This is a genomic window from Streptomyces sp. NPDC050147 (genome assembly GCF_040660195.1).
GTDB lineage: Bacteria > Actinomycetota > Actinomycetes > Streptomycetales > Streptomycetaceae > Streptomyces.
Genome location: NZ_JBFALJ010000030.1, coordinates 60,785 through 74,107, shown reverse-complemented (window position 1 = coordinate 74,107; position 13,323 = coordinate 60,785). Strand labels below are relative to the sequence as shown.

The window sequence follows — 13,323 nt, the reverse complement described above, 5'->3', positions numbered from 1 at the left end:
AGCGGCGCGTTCACACAACCGGGATCAGTGGACGCCTGCCATCTGGACATCGGCGACCGGGCGGGCGAAGGCACGGTCGCGGTACACCAATGGGACACGCTCTCCATCCGCATACGTCGCTTCCGCACGGCCCACAAGAATGCTGTGGTCTCCCCCGTCCAGGACGGCGTGCATCGAGCAGGCCACGCGTGCTGCCGCGTCCTTGAGCCCGGGAAGCCCGAACTCGCAGGGCACCATGTCACCCGCGTTGAACCGGTCGACGCCGGACCGGGCGAACCGCATGGCGACGTCGGACTGCTCCAGCGCGAGGACATTGATGAGGAAGCGATCGGCGGTGGTGAACGCCTCGTGGGTGCTGGCCTTCTTGTCGAGGCATATGAGCACCAGAGGCGGGTTCAGGGAGAGTGAGCTGAAGGAACTGCCGGTGAATCCCCAGTGTTCGCCGGCCGGGTCGACGGTGGTGGCGACGGTGACGGGTCCGGGCACCCGGGACATGGCCTGAGTGAAGGCGGTGGAGTCGACGGACATGGCTGTCCTTCCGTTCTCAAGGTTGTGTGATTCGTCGGTTCGGTAGCCGCGTTTCGGGAGCTCCGGGGAGCTTGGGCCGGGCGCGTTATGCGATGCCCGACGGCACCGTTTCGGCGACATGGCGGACGAGCCAGTTGCGGAACTCCGGTCCGAGGTCTTCGCGTTCGCAGGCGAGTTGCACGATGGCGCGAAGGTAGTCGACCCTGTCACCGGTGTCATAGCGGCGGCCCTTGAAGACAACTCCATGCACCGGGCCGCCGGTCTTTTCGTCGGCGGCGAGCTTCTGCAGGGCGTCGGTCAGTTGAATCTCGCCGCCTCGCCCAGGCGCGGTCTCCCGCAGCACCTCGAAGACGGCGGGGTCCAGGACGTAGCGGCCGATGATCGCGTAGTTGCTCGGCGCCTCGGCCGGGTCCGGCTTCTCGACCAGGCCTGTCACTTTCACCACGTCGGGATCCGCGGTGTTCTGCACCGCCGCGCATCCGTAGAGGTGGATCTGTGACGGCTCGGTTTCCATCAGCGCTACGACACTGCCGCCCTCATGCTCGTGGACATCCAACATTCGTGACAGCAGCGGATCACGTGGGTCGATGAGGTCGTCGCCGAGCAGTACGGCGAAGGGCTGGGCCCCCACATGAGGCGCGGCGCACAGCACCGCGTGGCCGAGCCCGCGTGGATCGCCCTGACGCACGTAGTGCATGGTTGTCAGGTCGTTGGACGCGCGGACCTTGGCGAGCCGTTGCTTGTCGCCCTTCTTGATGAGGGCTTGCTCCAGCTCGAAGTTGCGGTCGAAGTGGTCCTCAAGGGCACGCTTGTTGCGCCCTGTGATCATCAGTACGTCGGTGAGACCTGCGGTTGCCGTCTCCTCGACCACGTACTGAATGGCGGGCTTGTCGACGACAGGAAGCATCTCTTTCGGAGTGGCCTTCGTAGCGGGCAGGAACCGGGTGCCAAGGCCCGCCGCGGGGATGACTGCCTTGGTCACCGCTCGGGTGGGAGGGAGCGTGTGCTTCATGTCAGGGCCCAATCGGTACGCAGCGCCGGCTCGTCCGAGTCCGAGGTGGTGTGCTCAGCGGACGGCGGTCTGTTGGAAATGTGGGTGAGAGCGGGTTCGACACCCAGTGCGGTCAGGAAGGAGCGGGCCCAGTGGTCGACGTCGTGTGTGAGGACCTGCTTGCGCAGTGCGGCCATCCGTCGCCGGCCTTCGTCGGCCGGGACGTTCAGCGCCCGGTGCAAGGTCGTCTTCACCTCGTCCAGGTGGTGGGGGTTCACTAGGAAGGCACTCGTCAGTTCGGCCGCTGCGCCGGCGAACTCGCTCAGCACAAGTGCTCCGCTGAGGTCGTGGCGGCAGGCAACGTACTCCTTGCAGACCAGGTTCATGCCGTCGCGGAGGGGGGTGACGAACATGACATCGGCCGCGCTGTAGAAGGCGGCGAGTTCCTCACGGCCCACTGAGGTGTGCAGATAGTGCACGACGGGGGCGCCGACGCGACCGAACTCGCCGTTGATCCGGCCGACAGTGCGCTCGATGTCCTCGCGCATGCGTATGTAGTGCTCGACCCGCTCGCGGCTGGGTGTGGCGATCTGCACCATGGCGACCTCGCGGGGATCGATGGACCCCTGTGTCAACATCTCGTGCAGGGCTCGGAGTCGGACGTCGATGCCCTTGGTGTAGTCGAGCCGGTCGACCCCAAGGATGATTCTTTTCGGATGGCCGAGATCCGCCCGGATCTGCTCGGCCCGCCGCCGGATGTCGTCTCGCCGGGCCAGCCGGTCCAGCTCCCCGGAGTCGATGGAGATCGGGAAGGCGCCCGTCTTCACGGCCCGGTCGCCGACCCGTATTTCACCGGGTGTGCCCCCCGTTTCGTTCACCGTGCGGATGCTCTCCAGTCCGGCGAGGCGGCCGGCGAGCCACTGGAAGTTCTGAGCGCCGCCCGGCCGGTGGAACCCGATGAGGTCGGCGCCCAGCAGGCCTTCGACGATCTCGGTGCGCCAGGGCAGCTGCATGAACAGTTCGATCGGAGGAAAGGGGATGTGCAGGAAGAACCCGATCCGTAGGTCAGGGCGCAGTTTCCGCAGCATTGCTGGTACAAGCTGGAGCTGGTAGTCCTGGATCCAGACCGTTGCGCCGGGGGAGCTGACCTCGGCGGTGGCCTGCGCGAACTTCCGGTTGACGCGTACGTATGCCTCCCACCAGCCGCGGTGGTATTCAGGAGGCATGACGACGTCGTGGTAAAGCGGCCAGAGCGTGCCGTTGGAGAAGCCCTCGTAGAAACCGGCGACCTCGTCGGTGGTCAGGGCGACAGGGTGGAGGAGCAGATCCTCGTCCTCCGGGGGCGGCACGTCCTGCCCTGCGGCACCGGGCCATCCGACCCAGGCTCCCCGTTGGGCGCGCAGGAAAGGTTCCAGCGCGTTGACCAGACCGCCGGGGCTGTGGCGCCAGTGCCGGGTCCCGTCGGAGGTGCTCTCCAGGCTCACGGGCAGCCGGTTGGCCACCACGACGAGCCCTGCCCCGCTCGTCGGTGTGGTGTGCACGTCGTTCTCTTCCATCCGAGGGCCTCTTTCAGGAGAGTGCTTCAGCCGCCGCGCACGGCGGGACGCCGCCCGGTCGCGAGTGAGGGCAGGTATGGAGCCGACGTGGGCTGTCCGTCCTCCGGGGGTGGTCGGCGGACGGACAGTGGACGGGTCCTGGTGCCCTGGGTCGTGTCCACCCCCGCGGGCGGACGGCGCTACTTCGCGAGCGCGTCCGTGCGGCGGAAGTCGACGATCGTCTTGAGGTCGGTCGTGAACCGGTAGTTCTCGAATACGTCGACCAGGCCGTCGTAGTCGTCGAACTCGTGAACGGTGGAGAGCAAGGCCTTGCCGTCGACGATTCCCGTGAGCAGCATCTGCATCGCCGAGGCGATGACGTTCGCGCTCTTGTGCATCGGGAAGTGGGTGACGTCAAAGGGCGCCGAGATGATGTTGATGCCCTTGGCGAGCATCAGCCAGGTGTCGAACTTCTGCATCTCCTGTGAGGCGCCGTACAGGACGTAGCGGCCGCCGGCCTTCAGCTTGCGCATGGCCACTCGGCGCGGGTCCTTGTTCTCGTCGGCGACCTGCACCGTGGGCAAGGCGTCGAAGACGTAGTCGAAGGTGCCCTCATCGACGGTCTCGATCAGTTCGTCGGGGAGGTAGGCCTTGTTGGAGAACTGCTGCTGTGCGAACTCGTTGCGCGCCGGATTGGTGTCTACGGACACCACCATGTTCGGGGCGAGCAGGCGCTTGATGATGCTGCCGGCGATGACGCCGATAGGGCCGGTACCCAGAATCAGGACCTTGTCACCGACCTTCGGCGGGTTGGAGAGCACCGACCGCAGCGCTCCGGTGACCGGCTCGATGAACGACGCCTCCAGGTCACTCAGTTCGTCGGGTATCTTCACCGCTGCTGCGCGTTTGTCGTCGTAGAAGTTGCGGTCCGCCGCGAAGACGTCTTCCTTGATCTGGCCGGAGAAGATGGGGCGCACGGTGCGGTACTCGGCGAAGCCGCCGAAGTCTGTCTGGCCCCAGTAGACGACACGGTCGCCGACCTTGAGATCGACGCCAGAGGTATCGAACTCCGGGCCGATGTCGACGACTTCGCCCAGGTACTCGTGGCCCAGGACGACCGGGTACTCGGAGGGGAAGAGGTGTCCTTCGTAGAAGGAGATGTCGGTGGAACAGATCGATACGCAACGCGTCTTCATGAGCAGACCGTCGGCCGGCGTCTCGGGAATGGGCACATCCGACAAGACCGTCTTGCGCGGGGCCAGGAGCTGTACGGCCTTCATCGTTTCCATGATTGCCTCGTCTCTGTTTTTGCGAATGGGTACGTGGGTGGCGGGGTTTCTCACCGCCGCATCTGGAGGTCTCCACCGAGGAGGTATTGTCCGACCATTTCGAAGTGTGTCGTCGACAGCGTGATGTGCTTGACCGCGGAGTGAACGTCCCGGAAACAACGCTCGAGTCGGCTAGTCGCGTAGACGGAGCTGGCTCCGGCGAGGTTGTATGCGGTGTCGACCGTGGCGGCGGCCTTTTCTGCGACCGCCGCGGCGGTGAGGCGAACGAGTGAAGTCAGCGAATCGCCGCCTGTTTCCCCGAGTTCCGTGACCTGCCGCGCGGTGTCGTTGAGGAGTAGGCGTGCGGTGTGGAGCTCGATTTCAGCGCGGGCCAGCTTCTCCTGAACGACGTGGCTTTTGGCGAGAGTTCCCGTCGCGCCGGTCGGGGTCTTCTTCGCGGCAAGGCTCTTGAAGGAATCAACGGCGTCTTGCGCGATACCGAGAGCCGTCGACGCGGAAGTGAAGGGGCCGAAGTCGTAGTAGCCGATCGGGTAGGCGCGTGAGTTCCGTGCAGCCGGGGGTCGCAGCATTTCCGTGCCGCTGACGGTAAATTCGTTGCGCACGTATACGTCGTTCACGGTGAAATGATTGCTGCCGGTGCCGCGCAGTCCGACGGTGTACCAGGTATCGCGGATCTCGACGTCTGCACGCGGCACGAAGAGCATGCGTGTCTCTGGCCCCTGAGGGGTCCGGCGCACTTCGCCATGCTCGGTGACGAAGGCGGCGCAGACCAGCCAGTCCGCGTGGGCGGACCCGCTGGCAAAGGCCCATTCGCCGCTGAGTTGGTAGCCGCCCGTCACCTGCTCGGCGTGGCCGGAAGGGTTCACCCCGCCGACCACAAGCCCGTCATGGTCACGGAACAGCTGAGCGGAGGTGGCCTCGGGAAGGTAGTCCGAGAGGCGGCCAATGGCGCCCTGCACGCCCATCTGCCAGGCCACGGACGCGTCCAGGGCGGCCAGAGCCTGGATGACAGCGGAGCCCGTTGCGATGCTTGCCTGCTCCCCGCCGAACTCCTTGGAGACCCACATCCGCGAGATACCGGCGTCGCGCAGCGCCTCGAAGACGGCGCGGGAGGTCACGCGGTCGTGGTCGGCCTGCTCCCGAGCCTCCTCGATGACCGGAGCGATCTTCTCGACCCTGGTCAGCCACTCCTCTGTCTCAGCCGTCAGGGAAGGAGTCGGAAGCCCACCCGGGGCGCTGATTGCAGTCACGTCACTCACTCCACATTCACAAAGGTCGAACCATCGGTCGGGCAATTCGCAGGCACGAAAGAGACATTGGATCGGGCACGCCTGCGGGTGTGGCCACCAGGACGGAAGGCGCATCGTCATTGACGCACAGAAACGGGCGGGATTCCCCGGCGCGCTGATGTCCGCTAAATCACCTCAGGACTTTGAGCACCCGTGCGGCGGGCCCGGCAGTTGCACTGGGGCCAGGCGAAAGGCACTCGCCCGACGAAGCGGACGCCACCTTTCGGCCGTCTGCTTGATATCCATCCTGACGAAGGAATCGAAGCACGGCAAGTACAACCTGGCTAAATAGAAAGGGACTTGCACACCAGCCTTCACCAAGGCGACAACGAAAGAGCCTGGAGCCCCGAAGGGCCCCAGGCTCTTAATTCAGCCCGAGCAAAGGGCTGAAGGTGCTCAGTGGTTGCCGGTCAGACTGAAAGTGGGGGTGATCGAGAAGCCCGGAGTCTTCGCGGTCGAGGAGCTCTCCATAGCCGCCGCGAGCTCATCCACGTCGGTGTAGGTGTCGAAACCGGCAACCAGCTCGCTGAGGTCCTTCTCCATGGCACAAGCCTTTCTCTAGAAAGTATTTTTCGAGGTCGTGCGACTCCTGCTGGAGCATGAATATTTATAACAAGAACCAAGTCGGCGGGCCAGCACCGCAGTTCGAACTTACACACTTGCATCTGAATTCAGCGTCGAATGCGCGCCAAAGACTGCCTCGTCGGAAGGGGGGACGGAACGGATTTCAGTTGAGGTTGTCAGCAGGCGAGCGTGGGTCGACGCGGGCCTCGGTGAACCGCTGGGCAACCAACTCGTGCCGCTTCAGCCCCGTGTCGGGCCCCGTGGCGTCCTCGATGAGGGCGCCGGCGACCACGTTGGCTCGGTGCTCCCCGAAACTCATGCCCCTCATGCCAGGGCGTGTGTCGGCAGGCTCCGAGGCGGTGGCCATGCCCGGCGCCTGGCGTCGGGCGAAGACCGATGTGTCCTGAAGCAGGGCGGGATGGTCCCCAAGTGCCCCGACCAGGTGGCCGACAGCTGCATCGGCCTCGGGGCCGAGGTAGACCACCATGGCGTCCTGCCGAGGGTAGTGGTGGGGTACGGAGCCCGCCTTGGCCCGGTAAGGGATGCCTGCCGCCTCCAGGCAGACCAGGGTGTCCCGGAGCAGTCCTGGAGCAAGTCCGGGATCTCCTACATGGAGGTAGAGACGTACGAGTGATCGTCCCCGCGGCGCGCCGCGCGAGCCGGTGACGAAGAAGTACCCCGGTGAGACGGCCGGGTTGACGGCGGGCCAGGTGAGTGGGACGGGCCGTCCCTCCCGCACCGGGCCGGCCGCGGGGTCGACCATCGTTCTGGGGACCTCGACCCGTACGCCGCTGATCTCCACCACGATTTCCGGCGAGTCCCCGGCGTGGATGACCGGGACGGTCAGTGGGGTGTGCCGGTGGGGGACGGCGTCGGTGAACGCGGCCTCCAGGGCGGCGTCCCTCAGCGTCCGGGCAGCCTTGGGTGAGACTGGGAACCCGGCGTGAAAGCATTCGTAGATCGCCGAGGCGAGCTGCGCGCGCATGTCGCGCGGGGTTCGTGCGGTGAGTTCCCGGCCGGGCAGTCTGGCATGCGACGCGCCGCCGGCGACCTCGATGGTCTCGATGACGTCCCTGACGCGCGGGTCGAGTGCCCCGGCGGCCTTTTTCGCTGTGGTCATCGAATCTCCCCCAGTCCGACCGCTGCGGTGAAGCGCTCGGCTGAGAGCACGATGTTGCGGCCGATCCCCGCCGCCGCACGGCTGAAGGCGCCCAGCCGCGGAATCTGCGAGGCTCCGGCGAGAAGCCGGTCGTAGAGGTGCCAGCCTGCGTAGGCGGTGGCCCGTACTTCGAGACCGGCTGCAGGTGTCTGGTCCAACGCCTCGCGGTAGCCGTGCCAGAAGGCGCTGATCCGTGGACGGATCCGCTCGATCTCAGCCGTCATCCGGGCCACGGCCCCAGTGCGGGTCAATCCGGCGCCTGCGTCATCTGGTGTCGCGGCAAGGACAGCGCGGTGGAGCCATTCCCCGGTGAAGCTGCCGATGTCCCTCGCCGGGTCGGCCAGGCGGAACTCCTCCCAGTCCGAGAGATACAAATGCCCCTGAGAAATCAGGAATTGGTCAAGTCTCAGGTCCGCGTGCACGGGCCGTCGACGGACGTGGACGGAGGCGGTGTGCAGCCGGTTCAGGGCCTCGATGACCTCGTCGTCCCGCTGGATCAGTGCCCAGGCCTCGAGCTCGGCCCGGCTGGAGTTGGAGAAGGTGTGGAGCGGGAGGGCCTGGAAGTGTCCCAAGGGGAAGAAGGCCGCCGAGGTGGTCTGTGTCCGTTCGGATAGCTGCAGCGGGAGCTGGTGGGTGGCGGCGATCATCCGCCCGGCCCGGCGGCACCAGTCGGCGCCGAACCCGTCGTCGTGTCCGGCCCGGTCGCTGCCGGACTCGGCCTCTTCGAGGAGTTCGAAGGCCATGAGGCACGTGGACTCGTCCCAGCCGAGGCAGGGCGGGCTCAGCGGTCCCGTGTCGACGCGGCCGGCCCGGACTTGCTCGAACGATACGGCCCGCTCCAGCCTTGCCCGCCCCTCGCGGTCGCGGCCGTCCAGTTGCTTGACAAATACCCTCCGGCCGCTGCTGGTGACACCGGCCCAGTTCTTGTTGCGGCCGGGGTAGGAGACGACGCCCCCGGAATCGAGATGCCCCAGCCCGAGAGCGGACAGCAGGGCGTTGACCTGCGGTGTCTGCGAGAGGTCCGCCGGTAGAAACTCCTTCCGGGCAGGGATGTCCAGACTTTTCGTGGTGTGCATGAGCAAGTGCGTCCTTCACATGTAGCGGTCAAGTCGCTTGCTGAACTCCACCCAGAGTTGAGCGCACTCACGGGCAGCGGCGGCAACGTTGCCGAGGCTGTGCGAGGGGAGACCGGCGATGAGTTCGTCCCCGTGCGCCCCGGACAGGGGCCGGTTGTCGAGCAGGCGCAGCAGCAGTCGCCCAGCTTCGCTGTGCCGAAGTGAGGGGTCTCGCCGCAGCGCGGAAAGGGGCGTGCCGGCCTGGGCTGGTTCGCGGGGCGCCAGGTGGCCGTAGGACTGTTCCTTGCCGCCGGTTCGCTCGGCGGCAGTCTTGCCAACGACCGACCCCCCGGCCGCCCGGGTGGTGGGGGAGGCTGCCGCGGCTGCCGCCCTGGCCGTGATGGTCCTACGCTGCCCGGCCGGCACAGGGTCCTCGTGCTGCCGCAGCCTCCTGCGGACGTCCCGGACCGTGCCCGGCGACAGCCCGGAAGCCGCAGCGACCTCCCTCAGCGACGCCTGCGGGTGAGCGTTGATGTACTCGGCGGCCCGCAGCCGGCCGTCAGCGCTGCTGAGGGGGCGCACCCGGCCGTCGAGACCGATCCGGCCGTGCAACTGTTCGCCTTCGACGGTTGCACGCCTGCGTATTCTGCCGATCGTGTCCACCGCGAGGCCCGTCACGGAGGCGATGGCCCGGTCGGACCACTGCGGGTGGGAAGCGATGACGCGCTCGGCGGCGTCGGTACGCTCCTTGCGCGTCAAGGGGAGGCCGTGCTGGACGTTGGCCACGACGCCCAGAGCGAAGGCATCGCGGTCAGAACCGTCGAAGAACCGGGCAGCTATCTCGGTCTCGCCCCGAATGAGGGCTGCCCGCACTCGGTGGGCACCGTCGATGACACGCATGGTGGATGCGTGGACGATCACCGGCGGGAGTTCAGCCCCCGACTCCGCCAGCACACGTGCGTGCTCAGGGCTCTCGCTCTCGCTGCGCGGTGAGTCGGCAGCGACCAGGTCGCTGATCCTCACCATGCGGACGGTCGCGTCGGGTCTTCGTAAGGGCCTCTTCCCCCAGTCGCCCTCGACGGCGCCCGTCAGATCTTCGTGCTCGGTGTGGTTGTCCGCCACGTACTCCCCCCTCCCCCGTTCACTCTCTCCTGGCAGACCACTTGGTCAGGAGATCAGCCTCATCGGCTGGAAGTGCCGCTCTGGGGCGCGCGGAACGGGGAGGTCCTGTCCGCTCCCTTCCGGGTACAACCGGCTGTAGGCGTAGGCGACCGAAGCCATGGTCATGTGGTGGTGCCAGCCGGGGAAGGAACGCCCTTCAAAGTCGAGAATGCCGAAATCCGACTCCAGTTCGGAAACAGCCGAATCGGTGGTCCGGACGCTCTGCACGAGGGAAAGGATCTCGTCGACGCGACGGTCAACCAGATTGGTGATCCAGTACCTTGCGGTCTTGTGCGCCCGTGAGGCGGGACGCACGACAAGCCGGTGCACGGGGAGCGCGGCGGCGCCCTTGATGCCGCCCTCGCTCGGGATTCGTACCAACCCTGAGTGCAGCAGCAGACGCTCCATGCGTCCGGTGGGTCTCTGTGCCGCCACCAGATGCTCCTGCCTCGCCTGCCCTGCTGCCACGAACTCAGCCGCGGTGAACATGCGCAGTCCGGCCCGGGCTGCCATGACAGGGTGCCCCGGGCTCACTTCGCACACGAAATCCCGGTGATGGTGTGTCAGCTCGCGTGTCAGGCGCGTGGTGTTCGTGGTCCGGCGCAGGTCCAGCACCCAGGGAATCTGTCTCAGGCGTGGATGGGTGGACGCGTTCGCCGCGAAGTGCAGCACATGGGCCCAGTCCGGTGCGGCGGTGACCGAGGCAGGTATACGGGCGCGACGTCGGCGGACCTCATCGCCGCACCAGGTCTCGTCCAGGAGGATGCGCCAGTCCACTGGCGCGCTGTAGGTGTCCGTGGCCATGAAAAGGGCCAGGCCTTGCTGGCAGTTGATGACCCGGCCGGCGTCCTGGTCGAACCGCCGACGGACTCCCACCGAGTGTTCACCTCGCTTGGGAATGGTCACCTCGGCGACACTCCAGGCCCTTGGCCGGGCATGCGCCGCCAGCGTGCCCGCCAGTGCCTGCCGGACGGCTGACCAGTCCCACGGACTCGAGTTGATGAATTGCTGCAGTCCGTGCGCGGAAGCCGCGGAGTGCGCCCCTGCCCTGGCGAGGCTCTGCAGCGTCTTCCTGCCCCGCACGTTCAGCAACCCGTTGAGATAAGCCTGCGCCCAACGGCGCTGGTCCACGCGCTGCAGCGAGGCGAAGACCTCATCCACGAACGCCGGAACGGCCTTCGGACGTGCTGTCGCCGCCCGTTGCGTGTGGCTTGTCAGCATGCGAGTCACTCCCCCTTGCGACGCTCGCACCCGCTGGTGCGATCCCCCTGCGAACAACCGCCGATAAAAATACCTTCTCAAAGGTCAGTTTTGGCCAGGGTGCACACTACTTTCCAAATTCCCTGTCTGACCAGCAGGTTTCGCTCCCCACCGAGGGTTGTGCCGACGCGCCCATGGGCCGCTCAGCCCTCCGGCGGGAGGCGAGAACCAGCCCGGAGCCAGCGGACGGACGTGGAACGATCAGGCGCGAGGTGGACAGGATCCGCCGGCAGTCTCCCCGTCCCCGTACGCACCGATGATGGCGTCCAGATCACTCAGAGCGGCACGGGCGCCCTCCGTCAGCAGGACGCCCGACACATTGACGATGATCTCGTCGACCCCATGCTCCCGGTACCGCCGCAGCTGGTCGGCGATTTCGTCCGGGGTACCGGAGACAAAGGCGTCACTGTCCACGAGGGCGGCTGCTCCCCGCTCTGGATCCGCCGGGTCGACGGCGACTCCGGCCCGCCGCAGCATGTCGGAGTAGTGGAGCGAGCGAAGGTGCGGCCCGACGGCGGCCAGCGCCGCCTCGGCCACCCGGCGGCCGGGCTTTCGCACGGCGGCGTGCACGACGCTCGCAATACGCGGCGCCTGCCTGCCTTTCTCGGTCGCGCCACGTTGCAGGGCGGGCATCAGCGTCTGCCCTATGTACCGGTATGGCGCCAGCCAGGTGATCGCGACATCAGCAACCTGGCCGGCCGTCCGGGCCATGCCCGGACGGAGCACACCGAGGCCCACTTCCACTTTCGGGGCACCAGGCATCGACGGGAGCTCGTAGCGGGTGGTGTGGTACTCCCCCCGGTGCTCGACGGCCTCCCCGTCCAGAAGCCGCCGCATCACGGATACGTAGTCCCCCATGGCACGCAGAGGGTGGTCATACGGTGCTGCCAACAACCGCTGTTGGAGGTCCAGTGCACCCGGACCGTAGCCCGCCACGTACGGCACACCCGACATCACGCCGAGACTGCGGGCCTCGACCGCCGCCTGGTAGGGGTGACGCAGGGGCGCCAGGGCGACGGCCGTTCCCAGCGGCAGCCCTGGAAGCCGGGCTGCGAGTCCGGCCAAAGCCAGCTGCGACTCAACATGCAGGGACTGCCCGATCCACAGCCGCCGTACGCCGCGCCGCCGAGCGAACGTGCCGAAGGCCGTCATCGCCTCGAGCGAGTGGGGAGGGGCGGGGTGGAAGACCGAGAGCGCACGCAGCTCTGCCGGCATGGGGGCTATACCTCCTGGAATGTGGCCCGCGCACCAAGGGGGTGCCGCCGGGACGTCTCGTGATGCCGTCAACAACCGTGTCGTTGCCTGCCGGGTGCTGCTGGACCGGGACGGCTGCTGTGCTTGCCGACCGTCATGGACCGACGCGGGCCTCCTCCAGCGCACCCGCGAGCTCGGTGAGCAAGGACGTCACCCCCGCCGGCCCGGGTACCGACAGATCGCAGAAGTCCGCGAGCTCCGCAATACGCTCGGCTGCGTCAGACGGAGCACTGTGCACGAGGACGACGGTGGCCTCGCCGCGGCGGTGGCGCTCGGCGAGCATCCGGAAGGCGGCCACGTCGCCACGATCGTCACCCGCGTACAGCACGACCGGCCCTCCACCCGCCTTGGCTTGCCGATCCGGCTCCTCGGGCCGCTCCCGCTGCTCCAGCTCGTCGAGGTAGGCCGCGAGCGCTCGCCCCTTGTCGGTTCCGCCAGGACGAAGCTCGGTCACCAGCCGCCCGACCTCCACGGTGAGCCCGTGGCGTGCGGCCATGTCAGTCAGAGGAGCAAGCAGTCGGCCGTGCGCCCCTTGCGGATTGCGGGCTTGGCGGGTGTGTACCGCCACGGAGTCGCCCTTGTCCTCGATGTGTACACCGCAGGGCATCCGGCCATCGGCCAGATCCCTCGTCAACTCGGCGCGGACAGCCGGCACTCCGGGGTGACCTGGGGGGCGCGTGAGCCGCCCGGTGCCCGTGTCGAAGCGCTCGGCACCGTAGTGGCCAAGGACAGTCAGGGGCACATCCATGCGGTCGAACCTGCCGAGCTCCACGGCGAGCAGGGCCGGCCGGCCGGTGACGATCACCAGAGTGACTTGATGACGTCCGAGCGTAGCCAGCGCCGCCTCCACGCCCGGGCGGGGCGCTGCCCGCATGGGATCCGGGACGATGTCGGCCAGCGTTCCGTCGAAGTCCAGGGCGATCACCGATCGCTGCGGCCTGTCGACCAGGGCGCGCAGACCTGCCGGCGCCCCACCACTTCCGGCGGACCGGGCAATCGGTGTGGGTGTCCGCTCGGCCAGCACGGGCCTGGGGGCAGGCGGCTCCGAGGGGCCTGCGGCGCGCGGGTCCGTGCGGGACCCGCTCGCCAGGGCGTGGGACCGCGATGGCGGGGTGGGCATGGCGGAAGGTTCCTCTCATACTAGGGATGCGCCCCGAGAACGGCGTCCGTGGGCCCTGTGTCTGCAGTGACCACGCCCGCTCCAAGGGTGCGGACACCGTGTGGACCCGATCTCCAAT

The 13,323-nt window shown here is 67.3% G+C and carries 12 protein-coding genes; all 12 read right to left on the bottom strand.

The window, feature by feature from the left end; translation table 11 throughout:
- Positions 1–24: 24 nt before the first annotated feature.
- Entirely contained in the window at positions 25–528 is a 504-nt protein-coding gene (locus AB0I94_RS34955) for a flavin reductase family protein (RefSeq protein ID WP_363313768.1), read from the bottom strand.
- Between the two features lie 85 nt (positions 529–613).
- Positions 614–1,540: a UTP--glucose-1-phosphate uridylyltransferase GalU gene (gene galU, locus AB0I94_RS34950; protein WP_363313767.1), complete on the bottom strand. Its 927-nt coding sequence runs from the start codon at positions 1,538–1,540 to the stop codon at positions 614–616.
- Complete coding sequence (locus AB0I94_RS34945) at positions 1,537–3,075, bottom strand: trehalose-6-phosphate synthase (protein WP_363313766.1); 1,539 nt, start codon at positions 3,073–3,075, stop codon at positions 1,537–1,539. Before AB0I94_RS34945 ends, galU begins: the two co-directional genes overlap by 4 nt.
- 179 nt (positions 3,076–3,254) lie before the next feature.
- Positions 3,255–4,343 carry an alcohol dehydrogenase catalytic domain-containing protein gene (locus AB0I94_RS34940; RefSeq protein ID WP_363313765.1) on the bottom strand — a complete coding sequence of 363 codons (1,089 nt, stop codon included), beginning with the start codon at positions 4,341–4,343 and terminating at the stop codon, positions 3,255–3,257.
- A 50-nt stretch (positions 4,344–4,393) separates the two neighbouring features.
- A complete protein-coding gene (locus AB0I94_RS34935) occupies positions 4,394–5,593 on the bottom strand; it encodes an acyl-CoA dehydrogenase family protein (protein ID WP_363313764.1) in 1,200 nt (399 codons plus the stop codon).
- A gap of 435 nt (positions 5,594–6,028) precedes the next feature.
- A complete protein-coding gene (locus AB0I94_RS34930) occupies positions 6,029–6,175 on the bottom strand; it encodes a hypothetical protein (protein WP_363313763.1) in 147 nt (48 codons plus the stop codon).
- 184 nt (positions 6,176–6,359) lie between these two features.
- Positions 6,360–7,316: a T3SS effector HopA1 family protein gene (locus tag AB0I94_RS34925; RefSeq protein ID WP_363313762.1), complete on the bottom strand. Its 957-nt coding sequence runs from the start codon at positions 7,314–7,316 to the stop codon at positions 6,360–6,362.
- Positions 7,313–8,431 carry a class V lanthionine synthetase subunit LxmK gene (gene lxmK, locus AB0I94_RS34920; protein WP_363313761.1) on the bottom strand — a complete coding sequence of 373 codons (1,119 nt, stop codon included), beginning with the start codon at positions 8,429–8,431 and terminating at the stop codon, positions 7,313–7,315. Before lxmK ends, AB0I94_RS34925 begins: the two co-directional genes overlap by 4 nt.
- Before the next feature lie 15 nt (positions 8,432–8,446).
- Positions 8,447–9,532: a ParB N-terminal domain-containing protein gene (locus tag AB0I94_RS34915; protein ID WP_363313760.1), complete on the bottom strand. Its 1,086-nt coding sequence runs from the start codon at positions 9,530–9,532 to the stop codon at positions 8,447–8,449.
- Between the two features lie 45 nt (positions 9,533–9,577).
- Complete coding sequence (locus AB0I94_RS34910; protein ID WP_363313759.1) at positions 9,578–10,732, bottom strand: transposase; 1,155 nt, start codon at positions 10,730–10,732, stop codon at positions 9,578–9,580.
- A 300-nt stretch (positions 10,733–11,032) separates the two neighbouring features.
- The gene (locus AB0I94_RS34905; RefSeq protein ID WP_363313758.1) at positions 11,033–12,046 is read right to left on the bottom strand and encodes an LLM class flavin-dependent oxidoreductase; all 1,014 of its coding nucleotides are present in this window, start codon (positions 12,044–12,046) and stop codon (positions 11,033–11,035) included.
- Positions 12,047–12,179: 133 nt separating this feature from the next.
- Positions 12,180–13,205 carry a trehalose-phosphatase gene (gene otsB, locus AB0I94_RS34900; protein ID WP_363313756.1) on the bottom strand — a complete coding sequence of 342 codons (1,026 nt, stop codon included), beginning with the start codon at positions 13,203–13,205 and terminating at the stop codon, positions 12,180–12,182.
- Positions 13,206–13,323: the final 118 nt, after the last annotated feature.

Coding starts and splice junctions, on each gene's coding strand:
- AB0I94_RS34955 (WP_363313768.1), bottom strand. CDS start 528: ATGTCCGTCGACTCCACCGCCTTCACTCAGGCCATGTCCCGGGTGCCC.
- galU (WP_363313767.1), bottom strand. CDS start 1,540: ATGAAGCACACGCTCCCTCCCACCCGAGCGGTGACCAAGGCAGTCATC.
- AB0I94_RS34945 (WP_363313766.1), bottom strand. CDS start 3,075: ATGGAAGAGAACGACGTGCACACCACACCGACGAGCGGGGCAGGGCTC.
- AB0I94_RS34940 (WP_363313765.1), bottom strand. CDS start 4,343: ATGGAAACGATGAAGGCCGTACAGCTCCTGGCCCCGCGCAAGACGGTC.
- AB0I94_RS34930 (WP_363313763.1), bottom strand. CDS start 6,175: ATGGAGAAGGACCTCAGCGAGCTGGTTGCCGGTTTCGACACCTACACC.
- AB0I94_RS34925 (WP_363313762.1), bottom strand. CDS start 7,316: ATGACCACAGCGAAAAAGGCCGCCGGGGCACTCGACCCGCGCGTCAGG.
- lxmK (WP_363313761.1), bottom strand. CDS start 8,431: ATGCACACCACGAAAAGTCTGGACATCCCTGCCCGGAAGGAGTTTCTA.
- AB0I94_RS34905 (WP_363313758.1), bottom strand. CDS start 12,046: ATGCCGGCAGAGCTGCGTGCGCTCTCGGTCTTCCACCCCGCCCCTCCC.
- otsB (WP_363313756.1), bottom strand. CDS start 13,205: ATGCCCACCCCGCCATCGCGGTCCCACGCCCTGGCGAGCGGGTCCCGC.